The organism is Anaerotignum sp. (assembly GCF_040307045.1).
GTDB lineage: Bacteria > Bacillota > Clostridia > Lachnospirales > Anaerotignaceae > Chakrabartyella.
Map to the genome: position 1 here is coordinate 39,684 of NZ_JAWRKF010000015.1, position 14,041 is coordinate 53,724.

Sequence of the window (14,041 nt, forward strand, 5' to 3'; positions counted from 1 at the left end):
TTCCTCCTTTCCTTGCTAGCTGCAAGGTTTAAACCTCTCTTAACCAAACACCATCAAAGGAAAATGCCGCTGGACCACTCATGTAAACATGATTGTCCTGTGCATCCCATTTTATTGTTAACGTCCCCCCAAGAAGGGATACCTTTACTTCTCTATCACAAAATCCGTTCAAAATAGATGCTACAACGGAAGCACATGCCCCTGTACCACAGGCAAGTGTTTCGCCACTGCCCCGTTCCCAAACTCTCATATTTATTTGGCTTCGGCTTATAATCTGGACAAACTCAACATTCGTTTTGTTGGGAAAAAGTGAATTGCACTCAATTTTCTTTCCATAATGCTCCACAGGAAAAGTTTTAGTATCATCCACAAAGGCAACAGCATGGGGATTTCCCATAGATACACAGGTGCATAACAGATTTTCTCCATCGATGAAAATATTTTTGTTTACGACAGGGCTTTCTCCGTGAACAACAGGAATTTTTTCTGCCGCTAAAATCGGCTCTCCCATATCCACACCAACAGTCTTCACCACATCATTTTCGATGCATAACTCCAAATAACGAATTCCCCCTGCAGTTTCCAGTGAAATTTGTTCTTTTGTTGTCAATCCTCGCTCATATACATACTTGCCTATGCAGCGAACGGCATTCCCACACATTTCGCCTTCTGAACCATCCAGGTTAAACATACGCATACGAAAATCCGCCTTGTTTGAGGGCATAATCAAGACCAAACCATCCCCTCCAACTCCAAAATGGCGCTCACTCATAGCTACTGCTAACCTTTCCGGTTTCTCTACATTTTCCTCAAAGCAGTTAATGTAAATATAATCATTGCCGCAGCCTTCCATCTTTGTAAAACGCATTTTTCTCCCCCTATTCTATGTAAAGCAGCGGTAATACCGCCGCCATTTCTGTTAATGTCTAGCAATGCGTACTGTAGGGTTTTCCTGTGCTACGGAACCATAAAGTGTCAAAGACCACAGCCCAGCTAAACCAACCAAGCCAAAGATGACCCTGGAAATCCAGAACATACTTCCACCAAAGATGCTTGTAACAACATCATAACCGAAGAAACCAATCAGCCCCCAGTTTAAAGCACCAATGATTACCAATGTTAATGCAACATAGTTTAAAGCTTTCATAATAATAACCTCCTAAAAAATAATGACGGAATAATACCGTTATCCTTATTATCCCTCAGATTTCATTAAATATGAAAAACTTTTTTTCCTATGCTATGGGCATCAATTTCACCTACATTTCCCACAGCACACCAGCTTACCTTATTCAAATCAAATACACGCTCCGTAACCTCTAAAATATCCTCAGCAGTAACCTTGCTTAGCTTTCCAATGACCGCTTCATTATCTTGCACCTGACCACGCAAAAGCAAAGCGGAGCCTGCGGCAGTCATTCGATTCAAGGTGCTTTCCGTTCCAATAATGAAATTACTAATGAGTTGCTCCTTGGTAACTTCAATTAATTTTTGTGGTAAAAGATTTGCCTTTGCCTCTTTTATTTCTCCTACAATTAAATCATATACTCTTTCCAGCTGATTGGGATTCATGCTACCACAAATTGAGAATAATCCTGTATCTGCAAAAGCAGTAGTATAACTATAAATAGAGTATGTCAAACCATTTTCCTCTCTTACCTTCTGAAACAAACGTGAGCTCATACCACCACCAAAAATGGTATTAAAGACGCCAAGGGCATACTTCATTGGATCCTCACGTTCTAACCCTTGAAAGGCAATACATGCGTGTACTTGCTCCACATCTTTCTCCCGTGCAACATGGGAAACCTGGTAAGTTGCTTTTGAATTGTACTGCTCAAAGGGGCGCTTCGCTGTCCAATTGCCAAGAGCGTCATTCAACTGTTCCAACATTTTGTCAACTTTAAAATTACCAGCAACGGACAACACTATATTTTCAGTATGATAGTTTCTTTCATAGTAACTTCTGATGCTTTCAGATGTAAAGGTAGAGATTGTCTTAGTGGTACCTAAAATAGGCATCCCCAAAGAACTGTCTCTCCAAATGGTGTCTTGCAAAGCATCGTGCACCAGTTCTTCGGGTGCATCTTCATACATATTTATTTCCTCCGTGATAACATTTCGCTCTCTCTCAACATCTTTCTGATCAAATGAGGATCGTAAAATCATATCACTCATAACATCCAAGGCCCTGTTAAAATGCTCATCCAAAACACGGGTATGATAGCAGGTATATTCCTTTGTGGTGTAGGCATTAATTTGCCCACCCAATGCATCCATTTCCTCTGCAATCTGTCTTGCACTTCTATTCTCAGTGCCCTTAAACATCATATGCTCAATAAAATGAGAAACCCCACTTTCCTCAGGTCTTTCATTTCTAGAACCATTCTTCACCCAAATTCCAAAGGAAATACTCCTCACATAGGTGATTTCTTCTAATGCCACAGATATTCCGTTTTGTAGTTTTTTAATAATAACCATATTATCTCTCCCATGCATAAAATCACTAATTTCTTTTATCATGTTCCAATCTGGCTTTTTTATGCTTCAACAAAAAAGAGGCTGTATAGGAAAACCTTCCTTCCCACAGCCTCCTAACTTGTTTAGAGATTATGCTTGATGTTCGTTCTTATCTTCTTTATGCTTTTCTTCCTTAGGCAATGTATCTTTAATAGAGAAGTTCAATCTGCCCTGCTTATCAATTTCCATCAATTTTGCAGTTACAATGTCGCCTACAGCCAAAACGTCCTCTACTTTTTCAACACGCTTATTGGAAATCTTGGAAATATGAATCAAGCCTTCTTTTCCAGGAGCGATTTCAAAGAATGCACCAAATGTCATAAGTCTTGTAATTGCACCTGTGTAAACTGTACCTGGCACAGGATCCTTTACAATGGCATTAATCATGTCAATTGCGCGCTGAATATCAGTAGCGTTAATTCCTTTGATAAAGATTGTGCCATCATCTTCTGTATCAATTGCACAGCCAGTTTCTTCAACAATCTTTTTAATAACCTTACCTCTTGTACCGATTACTTCTGCAATTTTTTCTACATCAATCTGCATAGAAGCAATCTTAGGCGCATGAGGAGAAAGCTCACTCTTGGGTTGTGCAATTGCTTTCAGCATTACTTCATTTAAAATATACTCTCTTGCTCTGCTTGTCTGAGCAAAAGCCTGCTCAATCATAGCAAAAGTCAAGCCTTTAATTTTCATATCCATCTGAATTGCTGTGATACCTTCGCTTGTACCAGCAACCTTAAAGTCCATATCACCAAAGAAATCTTCCACGCCCTGAATATCAGTGATTTCAACAAAATCTTCATCGTTGTCCCCTGTTACCAATCCCACAGAAATACCTGCAACTGGACGCTTAATAGGAACACCTGCTGCCATCAATGACAGCGTAGACCCACAAATGCTTGCCTGGGATGTAGAACCATTGGAGCTTAAAATATCAGATACCAATCGAATTGCATAGGGAAATTCTTCAGGACTTGGGATAACTGGCAACAACGCTCTTTCACCCAAAGCGCCATGACCGATTTCACGTCTGCCGGGTCCTCTGGATGTTTTTGCTTCACCAACGGAGTAACCAGGGAAGTTATAGTGATGGATATAGCGTTTTTCTGTTTCATTTGTATCCAAGCCATCTAAACGCTGGCCTTCACTAATCATGCCTAGTGTCGTTACAGTCAAACACTGTGTTTGACCTCTGGAGAACAATGCAGATCCGTGAACACGAGGTAACACATCAATCTCAGCAGAAAGTGCTCTGATATCTTCGATTCCACGACCATCAGGGCGTTTATGATCTCTTAAAATCATACGTCTTACTGTCATCTTCTCAAATTTATAGATGATATCTCCCAACAAGGCAGCAATATTTGCTTCTTCGCCGTAAATCCCAATCAATTTATCGCTCAAAGTCTCTAATACTTCCTCAGTAATGGCTTTAATCTTTGCATCTCTGTCTTGTTTTAATTCAGCATACACCGCATCTTCCATTCTTGCGTCAGTTACATAGCCTGTAACCAAGTCATATGCTTCCTGATTGATGGTGTATTCTTCATAAGGTGCTTTTTCTTTACCCTCTTTTTCAACAATTTCTTTGATAAACTTAACAACTTCTAAGTTTGTATCAAAGGCCAAATGAATTGCTTCCATCATCAATGCGTCAGGAATTTCATCTGCGCCGGCTTCAATCATCATAACTTTATCTTCTTTAGAAGAAACAGTTAAAGACAATCTGGATGTTTCTCTCTGTTCTGCAGTTGGGTTCACAACCAACTGTCCATCACAATAGCCAATGTTCACAGAAGAAACGGGGTCATTGAAAGGAATATCGGAAATATTCAATGCCAAAGACGCACCAATCATTGCTACCACCTCGGGGGAGCAATCCTGATCAACAGACATAACAGTTGCTACAATGGCAACGTCATTTCTGTAGTCTTTTGGGAACAAAGGCCTTAATGGCCTATCGATACATCTAGATGTTAAAACTGCTTTTTCAGAAGGTCTCCCCTCTCTTTTGATGAAGCCACCGGGTATTTTACCAACAGAGTATAGTCTTTCTTCATAATCAATACTCAGAGGGAAAAAATCAATGCCTTCTCTGGGTTTTGTAGATGCAGTAGCCGTCACTAAAACAGTTGTTTCGCCATAACGCAAAATGGCCGCACCATTTGCCTGTTCTGCAACTCTACCAATTTCTACTGTCAGTGTTCTGCCAGCCAAATCCATGGAATAAGTTCTAAACATTTTGAATTCTCCTTTTGTTTTCATCTATGCACCATAGATCTTCAACTTTATTTACACCCTCGTGATGGCTATAAACAAAGCTGGAAATCTATAGTGCCACATTCTCTTTTTTTACTTCATAAATTAATAGAAGAAAAGAGAGGAATTTTACCTCTCTTTTGTCTATATCGCAAATCTTACTTTCTCAGACCAAGTTCTGCAACGATAGTACGATATCTTTCGATATCCAATTCTTTCAAATAGTTCAAAAGACCTCTTCTTTGACCAACCATTTTCAGAAGACCTCTTCTGGAGTGGTGATCTTTCTTGTGTTCCTTCAAGTGATCTGTAAGCATTGTGATTCTTGCTGTTAACAGAGCAATCTGTACTTCGGGAGAACCTGTATCGTTAGGTGTTCTACCGAATTTTGCGATAATTTCTTGTTTGTTAATTGTTGCCATTTTGTTTTCCTCCTCAAAATTCTTAAAATGAATGTAATTGTGCATCCCCAGAGGCTAAGTGATGGTTGGAGAATCCAAAAACTGAGTCTCGGTTTTACAGCATTTTTATTTTAGCATATTGACCCTATCTTTGCAAGGACAATACGTTAATTCTCTGTGTTTTTCACGGCTTTGTCCTGACTGGGCTTGATAAAATCAAGCTGTGAAAGTATAACTGCTACAAAAACGATGATGAAGCCAATGGCGATTTTAAGAGTAATCACCTCTTCGTATAATAACACTGAAAAAATTACACCAAAAACTGCTTCAAGGCTTAATAAAATTGTACCCACAGTTGCATTTATATATTTTAACCCAACACTCTGTAAACTTAAACATAAAGCAGTAGAAAAAACTGCCAAATAAAGTACATTTCCTGCGGATGCCATACTGATTTCTTGTGGCATAGTGCTTGTAGCAACAACAGAAATCCAGCCCCATATAGCGGCTACGCATATTTGAATCATAGTCAACACCATGGGATCCCTACCACGGCAAAAAAATGCTATAGAGATTATGTTGCCCGCAAAGACCGCGCTGCATAGCAATGTCACACCATCACCAAAGGTAATTTTAAAATTGCCATCCAAAGAGATAAATCCAATTCCCAGTAAACAAATTACAGCAGAAATAATATGATTTTTCTTTGGCTTTTCCTTCAAGAAAATCCAGCATAAAAACGGAACAATCACACAATAGGCGGCAGTCAAAAAGGCACTTTTGCCTGGTGTTGTGCCAAAGGTCATGGCCACCGTCTGTAAGCCCGTACCCAACGCCATAGTAGTGCCTGCAGCAAAGCCACCTAGTAAATAACTCTTGTCAATACGATGCCATTTTTTTATTGTTGCTATGGCGGTCAATACACCTGCAATCGTAAAACGTGATGCAATAATAAAAGATGTTGATAATTCATCAACGGCAAATTTTTGGAACACAAAGGCACTACCCCAAATTGCAGCCGTTAAAAGCAACGCAATGGTCGCCCATAATTTCTTTTTTTGACTCATATACTATCTCCCCAATTTTTATTCTTGGGCACTTTTCCAATTTTTCAAATATTCCTCTGATGCAAAGTATTCCGCTGCCTGCTCAGCATTTCGTTGAATTTGCTGCCGTAGTTCCTCAACACTGGGAAACTTGCGCTCACTACGTAAGAATTTATAGAAAAATGTCTGCAAGGTTTCGCCATACACATTTTCACTAAAGTCCAATAAATAGGTTTCCACAATTTTCTGCGTTCCATCCACCGTTGGGTTAATTCCAATATTGGTCACACCATAATAATACTTCCCTTTGTATAATGTTTTTGTAGCATAAACACCGTTGGGTGGAAATAGCTTTAAGGGATGAGCAATAATGTTAACCGTAGGAAAACCTATGGTTCTGCCCAATTTTTTACCTTCAGACACTGTACCCAAAATGAAGTACGGCACTGTCAACATTCGGTTTGCATCTTCCAAATCCTTTTGAATCAAACACTTTCGAATTCTCGATGAGCTTACTCTCTCCTCATCAAAAAGTACAGAGGGTACTGCTACAACCTTTACGCCACGCTCTTGGCCTAATTTTTGCAACATTTCATAATTCCCGGAGCGGTTAGAACCAAAATGGTAGTTCTCCCCAACTATTAAAACACGACACTGCAACTTCTCAAAGATCAGCTTTATAGCAAAATCTTCAGCGCTCATTGATGCAAACTCTTGGTTAAAAGGATACTCAATATAAGTGTCAATCCCCATTTGCTCCATGGTAAATTTTTTCTCTGAGGGAGCCATAATCAATGCAAAGTCCTCTTTTTTCTTGAACACCAGCATAGGGTGGGGAGAAAATGTAAATACGACACTTTGTAGTCCCTCTTCCTCTGCAAACTGCTTTGTCAATTTGATCAACGCACGATGTCCCAGATGCAAGCCATCGAAATTGCCTAGCGTAACTGCTGTAGGTCGACTCTGTTCTATGTGCGTATCCGCGATATGTTCCATTTCTCTACTCCTTAAATCAACATCTTAAACGGTTTGATAAAAAAGTCATTTTCTTCTTCAATTACTGTATATAATCCTACAAGGTTTTTTTTATGGTCAAACACCACCACAACTTGGCCGTTTTTTATGGCCTTTTCAGGCTTCAAAAAACCACTTCGAATTTTTCCTCCGTTGTATAATAACTTTGCAGATTTTTCCGAAACAAAAACCTTGGTATACTCCGTCAAAGCGTCTTCCAACTTTAAAAGCACCTTTTCCACTTGTCCTGTTTCCGCCAATGCTTTTAAATCTCCAAGCTTAATGGCATCTTCCAAAGAAAATGTTCCTGTTGCAGTACGAACAAGCTCAGACATATGTCCCCCACAACCTAAAGCTTTGCCAATGTCAGCACACAGGGTACGGATGTAGGTTCCCTTTGAGCAGGTCACATCCATCTCCACCTGACAAGGGGGGATAAGTCGACGAATTTGAATATCATAAATCGTAATTTTGCGTGATTTACGTTCAATTTCTTTGCCTTCCCTAGCCAGCTCGTATAATCTCTTTCCGTTCACTTTAACAGCAGAGTACATGGGAGGAACTTGGTTTAATTCACCAACGAAACCCTTCACAGTCTCTCGAATTATATCCTCGTCAAATAAGACAGGCTTTTTCTCCAAAACTTCTCCCGAAGCATCCTCTGTTGTTGTGGTAATGCCAAGATGCAAAACTGCACGATAGCTTTTATGCCCATTCATAATGATATCCGCAAGCTTTGTGCCACGACCAACACAAACGGGCAGAACCCCTTCCGCGTCAGGGTCTAGGGTGCCTGTATGCCCAACCTTTTTCATATGCAGTATTTTACGTACCACTGCTACCACATCATGAGAAGTAAAACCTTTTTCTTTATAAATATTTAGGATCCCATCCAAAAGGCTTCCTCCTTACAGCATTTTTTCTATTTCAGTAAAAACCATATCCTTTGCTTTTTCAATTGGTGCAGCTATAGTGCATCCAGCGGCTTTTACATGGCCGCCCCCGCCAAACTTCTGGGCCAAGGTACATACATCATAGCCATCATTTCCACGAAAGCTAACTTTGACATCCATTTCATTTTTCTCGTATAAGAAACAAGCAATTTTGGTATCATTTACTCCTTTTAGATAGTTAATGATTGCATCTAGCTCTTTACTGGTACCATGACAATCCTCAATATCTTTTATAGTAATTGAACTGCAAATTACCTTTCCGTCAAAATAGCTTTCCGCCTTATCGAATGCTCTACCCATAATTTTCATTTCCGAAAATGTGCGGCAATCAAACAAGGCATTATATATTTTGGTATATGGGATGTCATAGGACATTAGCTCCCCTGCGGCCTGCATCGTAAAAGGCGTCGTAGACGTATGGCGAAATCCACCTGTATCATAAATTATTCCTGCATACAATCCTGCGGCAACGCTTTCATCCATGGGAAAATGCCCTTGCAGCAGCTTAAATACGATTTCGCTGGTCGAAGATGCATTTTCCTCCACATAGTTATACTCTCCAAAGTATGAGTTGCTGGCATGGTGGTCGATATTCATGATACATTTTGCATCATGAAAAGCCGTCTCCACACCCTGCAAACGCCCCATATCGCCACAGTCTAAGGCAATAAAAAGGTCAATGGCTTTCACAAATTCCATGCTCCCAATCAAATCTTTGTTAGGAATCAGGTCATACTTCATTGCATAGGGTTCCAAAAGGACACAAACATTTTTACCCATTTGTTTCAGGGATGCAGCCAAAGAAAGACTAGCTCCAATGGCATCCCCATCGGGGTTTGTATGTCCACAAAGCACAATATTTTGATGAAGTGAAATGATTTCTCTTATTTTTTCTAAAGAATCATTCTTTCTCTGCATTGGCTTCTTTCTCCTTTAAATCTTTGGAAATCTGCTTAATCAGCTGATTCATGTGAATCGCATACTCCGCAGACTCATCCAATTTAAATGTGAATTCAGGTGTAAAACGTAAGTTAACCCTCTGGGCAACAAGACGACGAATAAATCCGCTAGCATTTTTCAGGCCTTTCATTACGCTATCTTTCTCGTCGTCATTACCCAAAACAGAAACATACACCTTGCAGTATTTTAAATCAGGTGTTGTTTCAACCCTAACCACACTGGTTAAAGAACCAATGCGTGGATCTTTCAACTCTCCTCGAATAATCTGAGAAATTTCTTTCATAATCTCATCATTAATACGAGAAATTCTTGTGTTATTTTTCATAGTATCACCTAATTATCTGGGCACCTCTACCATTGTGAAGGCCTCTACCCAGTCACCTTCCCTTAAATCATTAAACTTCTTAAACACCAAACCACATTCATAGCCTGTTGTTACTTCTTTTACATCGTCCTTGAAACGCTTTAAACTTTCCAGGTCACCTTCGTAAACTACAATACCATCACGAATGATACGCACCTGACAATTACGAACGAATTTACCATCCTTTACATAACTACCTGCAATGGTACCTACACCAGAAGCCTTAAACAATTGGCGAACTTCTGCATGACCCAGCACCTTTTCTTCAAAGACAGGGTCAAGCATACCCTTCATTGCTGCTGTTACATCTTCAATTGCATTGTAAATTACACGATATAGACGAACATCAACCTTTTCCTCATCTGCAAACGCCTTTGCAGCGGGTTCAGGACGTACGTTAAAGCCAATGATGATAGCATTTGATGCAGAGGCCAACATAACATCGCTTTCTGTGATTGCACCTACACCACCATGAATGATGCGTACACGTACTTCTTCGTTGGACAACCGTTCCAAGCTCTGGCGAACGGCTTCCACAGACCCCTGAACATCAGCCTTAACAACGATATTCAATTCTTTCATATTACCGCTCTGAATCTGAGAGAACAAATCGTCCAAAGAAACCTTCTGTGGTGTCTCTTTGATTAAGTTTTCTCTATTCTTTGCAACAATACTTTCAGCTACCTGCCTTGCCTGCTTATCGCTTTCCGCAACGTAAAAACCGTCACCAGCAGTAGGTACTTCTGAAAGGCCCAAAATTTCAACAGGTGTAGAAGGGCCTGCTTTTTTCACACGTCTTCCCTTATCATCGGTCATCGCTCTGATTTTACCATAAGCACAACCTGCAACGATAGGGTCTCCCACCTGCAAAGTACCGCTCTGAACCAAAACAGTTGCAACGGGACCTCTACCCTTATCCAACTGTGCTTCAACAATGGCACCTCTTGCATTTTTATTAGGGTTTGCACGTAATTCTTTCATTTCAGCAACCAGAGTGATCATTTCAAGTAATGTATCAATGCCATCCTTGGAGACCGCGGAAACAGGTACGCAAATAGTTTCACCACCCCAATCCTCTGCCAACAAGTTAAACTCTGTCAATTCCTGTTTTACACGATCAGGGTTTGCAGAAGGTTTATCCATCTTGTTGATTGCAACAATAATTTCAACACCAGCAGCTTTTGCATGATTAATCGCCTCTACTGTCTGAGGCATAACACCGTCATCAGCAGCAACAACCAAAATTGCAATATCTGTAATCTGGGCTCCACGCATACGCATAGCCGTAAATGCTTCGTGGCCTGGTGTGTCCAAAAATGTTATGGGCTTGCCAGCAATTTGAACTGTATAAGCACCAATATGCTGGGTGATACCACCAGCTTCTCCCTTCGTTACATCGCTGTGACGAATTGCATCCAATAGGGATGTTTTACCGTGGTCAACATGGCCCATAACAACAACAACAGGAGGACGTTCTTCTAGAACGCTATCATCCTCTTCCGCCTCTGCAAAAACAACTTCCATAATATCTTGTTCTTCTTCTTTTTCAAGAATTACGTTAAACTCTCCTGCAATTGCGGCAGCCGTGTCAAAATCAAGAGTTGCATTGATATTCAGCATTCTGCCCTTTTTCATCAAATTCATCACAAGGTCAGAGCCTTTTTTACCAAGGATTTCTGCCAAGTCTTTTACAGAAATTGTTTCAGGAATAACCCTGGAAACAGAGTCTGGATTCGCAGCCTTTTCTGCCGCTTCCAAAGCTTCTAACTCTGCCATAAGAGCCGCTTCTTCTCTTTCACGACGTCTACGTTCCATTGGATCTTCTCTTACTTTTTGTTCTTTTTGCTTACCTTTTTTATTTTTATCATCTTTTTTATTCCCATTATTTTGGTTTTGGTTTTGACGAGGCTGTTCCTTTACTGGAGTACCTTTATTGCCATCTTCCTTTTTCCCCTGAGAATTACTTTTTTCATTCTTTGCTGTAGATTCTTTGTTCCCAGTATGCTGGGGTATATTCTTCTTTTCTGTTGTTCCTTGGGGTGCTTGTTTTGCAGGCACATATAAAGATTTTACTTTTTCAACCACATCTGCCTCCAAAACACCCATATGACTGGTTGCTTCCACATTAATACTTTTTAATTTTGCCATTAATTCCTTGTTTGTAACGCCAAGTTGTTTTGCTAATTCATATATACGAGTCTTTGACATTCACTACACCTCTACTTTCCAAACGACGAATCGTTTTTCCCTATCTTACTCCATAACCTTTTCTTCTTCCGCTAGCTCTTTTAGTTTTTTTGCGAACCCTGCATCCGTTACTGCAAGTATCGCCCGAATCTCTTCACCAACCGCACCGCCTAGACTATCTTTGTCTCCCACCTCAACCAATGGGATTTTATAGTATGCCGCTGAATTATTGAATTTTTTTCTGGTGTTGCCCGAGGCATCTCCTGCAAGAATCAGCAATACCGCTGTTTTCTGACGAATTGCATTTTCTACAGCCACCTCACCACCAACTAACTTTCCTGCCTTTTTACAAAGACCTAAGAGAGAGTAGAATTTACTCATTTCCTTCACCACACAGCTCATTTAAAAGTTGTTCATATACCTCTTTTGGAACAGGTGCTTTAAAAGAACGTTCCAAGCCTTTTGACTTTTGAGCCTTTGTCAAGCATTCACTATCTGGACAAATATAAGCACCTCTGCCAGGCTTTTTCCCTGTTCTGTCTAAAGAAAATTCACCTTCATCATTACGAACAATCCGTATCAACTCTTTTTTACTTTTCATTTCCTGACATCCGGTACACTTTCTAAGAGGAGTTTTTCTTTGTTTCATACTGCCACCCCCAATTCTTATTCTTCTGTCAGTTCCTCTTCAACAGTTTCTACTGCATTCACTGCATCTTCCACTGTTTCCACTGGCGTTTCTGCTAAGAAATTTGTTTCGTTCGCCTGGGTTTCACTCTTTATATCAATTCTCCAACCTGTCAATTTTGCAGACAATCTAGCATTCTGTCCTTCCTTACCAATGGCAAGAGAAAGTTGATGATCGGGTACTACGATTTTTGCACTCTGTTCTTCTTCGTTTAGTGCAACTGCCAATACCTTAGATGGGCTTAATGCAGCTGCAATGAATTCTTTGGGATCGTCGCTCCAATTAATAACGTCGATTTTCTCACCGCCAAGCTCACTTACGATTACGTTTACACGATAACCATTTTGACCAACACAAGCACCCAAAGCATCTACATTGCTATCCTTAGAGTGAACAGCAATTTTTGTACGACTACCCGCTTCTCTGGCAATGCTTTTAATTTCAACAGTCCCATCATGTACTTCTGGAACTTCATGTTCAAACAAGCGTTTTACCAACTCTGGATGTGTTCTGGAAACAAAAATCTGAGGACCCTTTGTTGTTTGTTTTACTTCTAAAACGTATACCTTCAGGCGATCCATGAAGTTATATTGCTCACCAGGAATCTGTTCATTTGATGCCAGTACCGCATCAATCTTACCCATCTGAACGATAATGTTACGTCTATCTCTTCTTTGAACAATACCTGTTACAACTTCCCGTTCCTTTGTAATATACTGATTGTATAAAATTTCTCTTTCCGCTTCGCGGAATTTCTGAACGACCACCTGTTTTGCAGTCTGCGCGGAGATACGACCAAAATCCCTAGGGGTTACTTCCAAGTCAACCACATCGCCCACCGTATAATTGGGATTTAGAACTCTTGCTGCCCCCAATAAAATTTCATTTTGTTCATCCTCGATTTGCTCTACAACTGTTTTTTGTGCAAAGCAAGCCACGTTTCCAGTCTCTCTGTCAATCACGACTTTTATATTCTGGCCGCTACCGAAGTTCTTTTTACAAGCCGAAACCAAAGATGCCTCGATGGCTTCAAAAATCACTTCCTTGTCGATGCCCTTTTCTTTTTCAATCAAATACAAAGCATCCATAAACTCCGCTCTATCCATTTTTCCTATTCCTCCTCTTAGCCTTAGAAAATCACTGCCAAGCGTACGCTAGCAATATCTTTTTGTTCCAATGAAATCACCTTGTTTTCTTCATCCTCAATGGAAATAACCCCATCTTCCAATCCCAATAGTTTTCCTTGGAACTGTTTTTGTCCATCCATCGCTCTATACAATTTAATGTCAATCATTTCGCCACGATATTTCACAAAGTCCGCTTCTTTTTTCAAAGGGCGATCAATACCCGGAGAACTAACTTCTAAAATATATGCTTGTTCAATGGGATCGGCTGTATCAAGCTTTGCCTCCAACGCTCGGCTTACACCTTCACAATCATCAATATCGACGCCACCTTCTTTATCAATATAAACACGTAGATACCAGTTTGCACCCTCTTTTACGAATTCCAGATCAACTAACTCTAAATTTTTTTCTGTTATAATGGGTTCCAAAAAAGGCAATATCTTTTTATCTGTATTACTTATTTTAGCCATTCTCACACCTCTTTAAAAAAAATTAACCTATGCAATAACAAAGAGTGGG

At 40.1% G+C, this 14,041-nt stretch carries 15 protein-coding genes; all 15 read right to left on the bottom strand.

The features are described 5' to 3' along the window. Nucleotides 1–28: 28 nt before the first annotated feature. Nucleotides 29–868 (bottom strand): diaminopimelate epimerase, encoded by an 840-nt coding sequence (gene dapF / locus ABVZ64_RS07980; protein ID WP_352400486.1) that lies wholly within the window; start codon nt 866–868, stop codon nt 29–31. Between the two features lie 51 nt (nt 869–919). Continuing rightward, nucleotides 920–1,147, bottom strand: coding sequence for a DUF378 domain-containing protein (locus ABVZ64_RS07985; protein ID WP_502892588.1), 228 nt, complete (start codon nt 1,145–1,147; stop codon nt 920–922). A 65-nt stretch (nt 1,148–1,212) separates the two neighbouring features. Continuing rightward, nucleotides 1,213–2,481: a M16 family metallopeptidase gene (locus ABVZ64_RS07990; RefSeq protein WP_352400487.1), complete on the bottom strand. Its 1,269-nt coding sequence runs from the start codon at nt 2,479–2,481 to the stop codon at nt 1,213–1,215. A 129-nt stretch (nt 2,482–2,610) separates the two neighbouring features. Beyond that, on the bottom strand, nt 2,611–4,764 hold the full coding sequence (locus ABVZ64_RS07995) for a polyribonucleotide nucleotidyltransferase (protein WP_352400488.1): 2,154 nt from the start codon (nt 4,762–4,764) through the stop codon (nt 2,611–2,613). A gap of 176 nt (nt 4,765–4,940) precedes the next feature. Then, nucleotides 4,941–5,204 carry a 30S ribosomal protein S15 gene (gene rpsO, locus ABVZ64_RS08000; protein ID WP_352400489.1) on the bottom strand — a complete coding sequence of 88 codons (264 nt, stop codon included), beginning with the start codon at nt 5,202–5,204 and terminating at the stop codon, nt 4,941–4,943. A gap of 146 nt (nt 5,205–5,350) precedes the next feature. Continuing rightward, complete coding sequence (locus ABVZ64_RS08005; RefSeq protein WP_352400490.1) at nt 5,351–6,250, bottom strand: DMT family transporter; 900 nt, start codon at nt 6,248–6,250, stop codon at nt 5,351–5,353. A gap of 18 nt (nt 6,251–6,268) precedes the next feature. Further along, nucleotides 6,269–7,225: a bifunctional riboflavin kinase/FAD synthetase gene (locus ABVZ64_RS08010; RefSeq protein WP_352400491.1), complete on the bottom strand. Its 957-nt coding sequence runs from the start codon at nt 7,223–7,225 to the stop codon at nt 6,269–6,271. Between the two features lie 11 nt (nt 7,226–7,236). After that, nucleotides 7,237–8,139: a tRNA pseudouridine(55) synthase TruB gene (gene truB, locus ABVZ64_RS08015; RefSeq protein ID WP_352400492.1), complete on the bottom strand. Its 903-nt coding sequence runs from the start codon at nt 8,137–8,139 to the stop codon at nt 7,237–7,239. A gap of 12 nt (nt 8,140–8,151) precedes the next feature. Next, nucleotides 8,152–9,114, bottom strand: a complete 963-nt coding sequence (locus ABVZ64_RS08020; RefSeq protein ID WP_352400493.1) for a DHH family phosphoesterase — start codon at nt 9,112–9,114, stop codon at nt 8,152–8,154. Further along, nucleotides 9,098–9,481, bottom strand: a complete 384-nt coding sequence (gene rbfA / locus ABVZ64_RS08025) for a 30S ribosome-binding factor RbfA (protein WP_352400494.1) — start codon at nt 9,479–9,481, stop codon at nt 9,098–9,100. Before rbfA ends, ABVZ64_RS08020 begins: the two co-directional genes overlap by 17 nt. Nucleotides 9,482–9,493: 12 nt before the next feature. Next, a complete protein-coding gene (gene infB, locus ABVZ64_RS08030; RefSeq protein WP_352400495.1) occupies nt 9,494–11,728 on the bottom strand; it encodes a translation initiation factor IF-2 in 2,235 nt (744 codons plus the stop codon). A gap of 45 nt (nt 11,729–11,773) precedes the next feature. Then, the gene (locus tag ABVZ64_RS08035; RefSeq protein ID WP_352400496.1) at nt 11,774–12,088 is read right to left on the bottom strand and encodes a L7Ae/L30e/S12e/Gadd45 family ribosomal protein; all 315 of its coding nucleotides are present in this window, start codon (nt 12,086–12,088) and stop codon (nt 11,774–11,776) included. Continuing rightward, nucleotides 12,081–12,356: an RNase P modulator RnpM gene (gene rnpM / locus ABVZ64_RS08040; RefSeq protein WP_352400497.1), complete on the bottom strand. Its 276-nt coding sequence runs from the start codon at nt 12,354–12,356 to the stop codon at nt 12,081–12,083. Before rnpM ends, ABVZ64_RS08035 begins: the two co-directional genes overlap by 8 nt. A gap of 17 nt (nt 12,357–12,373) precedes the next feature. Then, nucleotides 12,374–13,501 (bottom strand): transcription termination factor NusA, encoded by a 1,128-nt coding sequence (nusA, locus tag ABVZ64_RS08045; RefSeq protein WP_352400498.1) that lies wholly within the window; start codon nt 13,499–13,501, stop codon nt 12,374–12,376. A 23-nt stretch (nt 13,502–13,524) separates the two neighbouring features. Then, complete coding sequence (rimP, locus tag ABVZ64_RS08050) at nt 13,525–13,992, bottom strand: ribosome maturation factor RimP (protein WP_352400499.1); 468 nt, start codon at nt 13,990–13,992, stop codon at nt 13,525–13,527. Between the last annotated feature and the right edge of the window lie 49 nt (nt 13,993–14,041).

What these genes read in the sequence shown, in the direction of transcription:
- dapF (WP_352400486.1), bottom strand. Translation starts at nt 868, where the DNA reads ATGCGTTTTACAAAGATGGAAGGCTGCGGCAATGATTATATTTACATT.
- ABVZ64_RS07985 (WP_502892588.1), bottom strand. Translation starts at nt 1,147, where the DNA reads ATGAAAGCTTTAAACTATGTTGCATTAACATTGGTAATCATTGGTGCT.
- ABVZ64_RS07990 (WP_352400487.1), bottom strand. Translation starts at nt 2,481, where the DNA reads ATGGTTATTATTAAAAAACTACAAAACGGAATATCTGTGGCATTAGAA.
- ABVZ64_RS07995 (WP_352400488.1), bottom strand. Translation starts at nt 4,764, where the DNA reads ATGTTTAGAACTTATTCCATGGATTTGGCTGGCAGAACACTGACAGTA.
- rpsO (WP_352400489.1), bottom strand. Translation starts at nt 5,204, where the DNA reads ATGGCAACAATTAACAAACAAGAAATTATCGCAAAATTCGGTAGAACA.
- ABVZ64_RS08005 (WP_352400490.1), bottom strand. Translation starts at nt 6,250, where the DNA reads ATGAGTCAAAAAAAGAAATTATGGGCGACCATTGCGTTGCTTTTAACG.
- ABVZ64_RS08010 (WP_352400491.1), bottom strand. Translation starts at nt 7,225, where the DNA reads ATGGAACATATCGCGGATACGCACATAGAACAGAGTCGACCTACAGCA.
- ABVZ64_RS08020 (WP_352400493.1), bottom strand. Translation starts at nt 9,114, where the DNA reads ATGCAGAGAAAGAATGATTCTTTAGAAAAAATAAGAGAAATCATTTCA.
- rbfA (WP_352400494.1), bottom strand. Translation starts at nt 9,481, where the DNA reads ATGAAAAATAACACAAGAATTTCTCGTATTAATGATGAGATTATGAAA.
- infB (WP_352400495.1), bottom strand. Translation starts at nt 11,728, where the DNA reads ATGTCAAAGACTCGTATATATGAATTAGCAAAACAACTTGGCGTTACA.
- ABVZ64_RS08035 (WP_352400496.1), bottom strand. Translation starts at nt 12,088, where the DNA reads ATGAGTAAATTCTACTCTCTCTTAGGTCTTTGTAAAAAGGCAGGAAAG.
- rnpM (WP_352400497.1), bottom strand. Translation starts at nt 12,356, where the DNA reads ATGAAACAAAGAAAAACTCCTCTTAGAAAGTGTACCGGATGTCAGGAA.
- nusA (WP_352400498.1), bottom strand. Translation starts at nt 13,501, where the DNA reads ATGGATAGAGCGGAGTTTATGGATGCTTTGTATTTGATTGAAAAAGAA.
- rimP (WP_352400499.1), bottom strand. Translation starts at nt 13,992, where the DNA reads ATGGCTAAAATAAGTAATACAGATAAAAAGATATTGCCTTTTTTGGAA.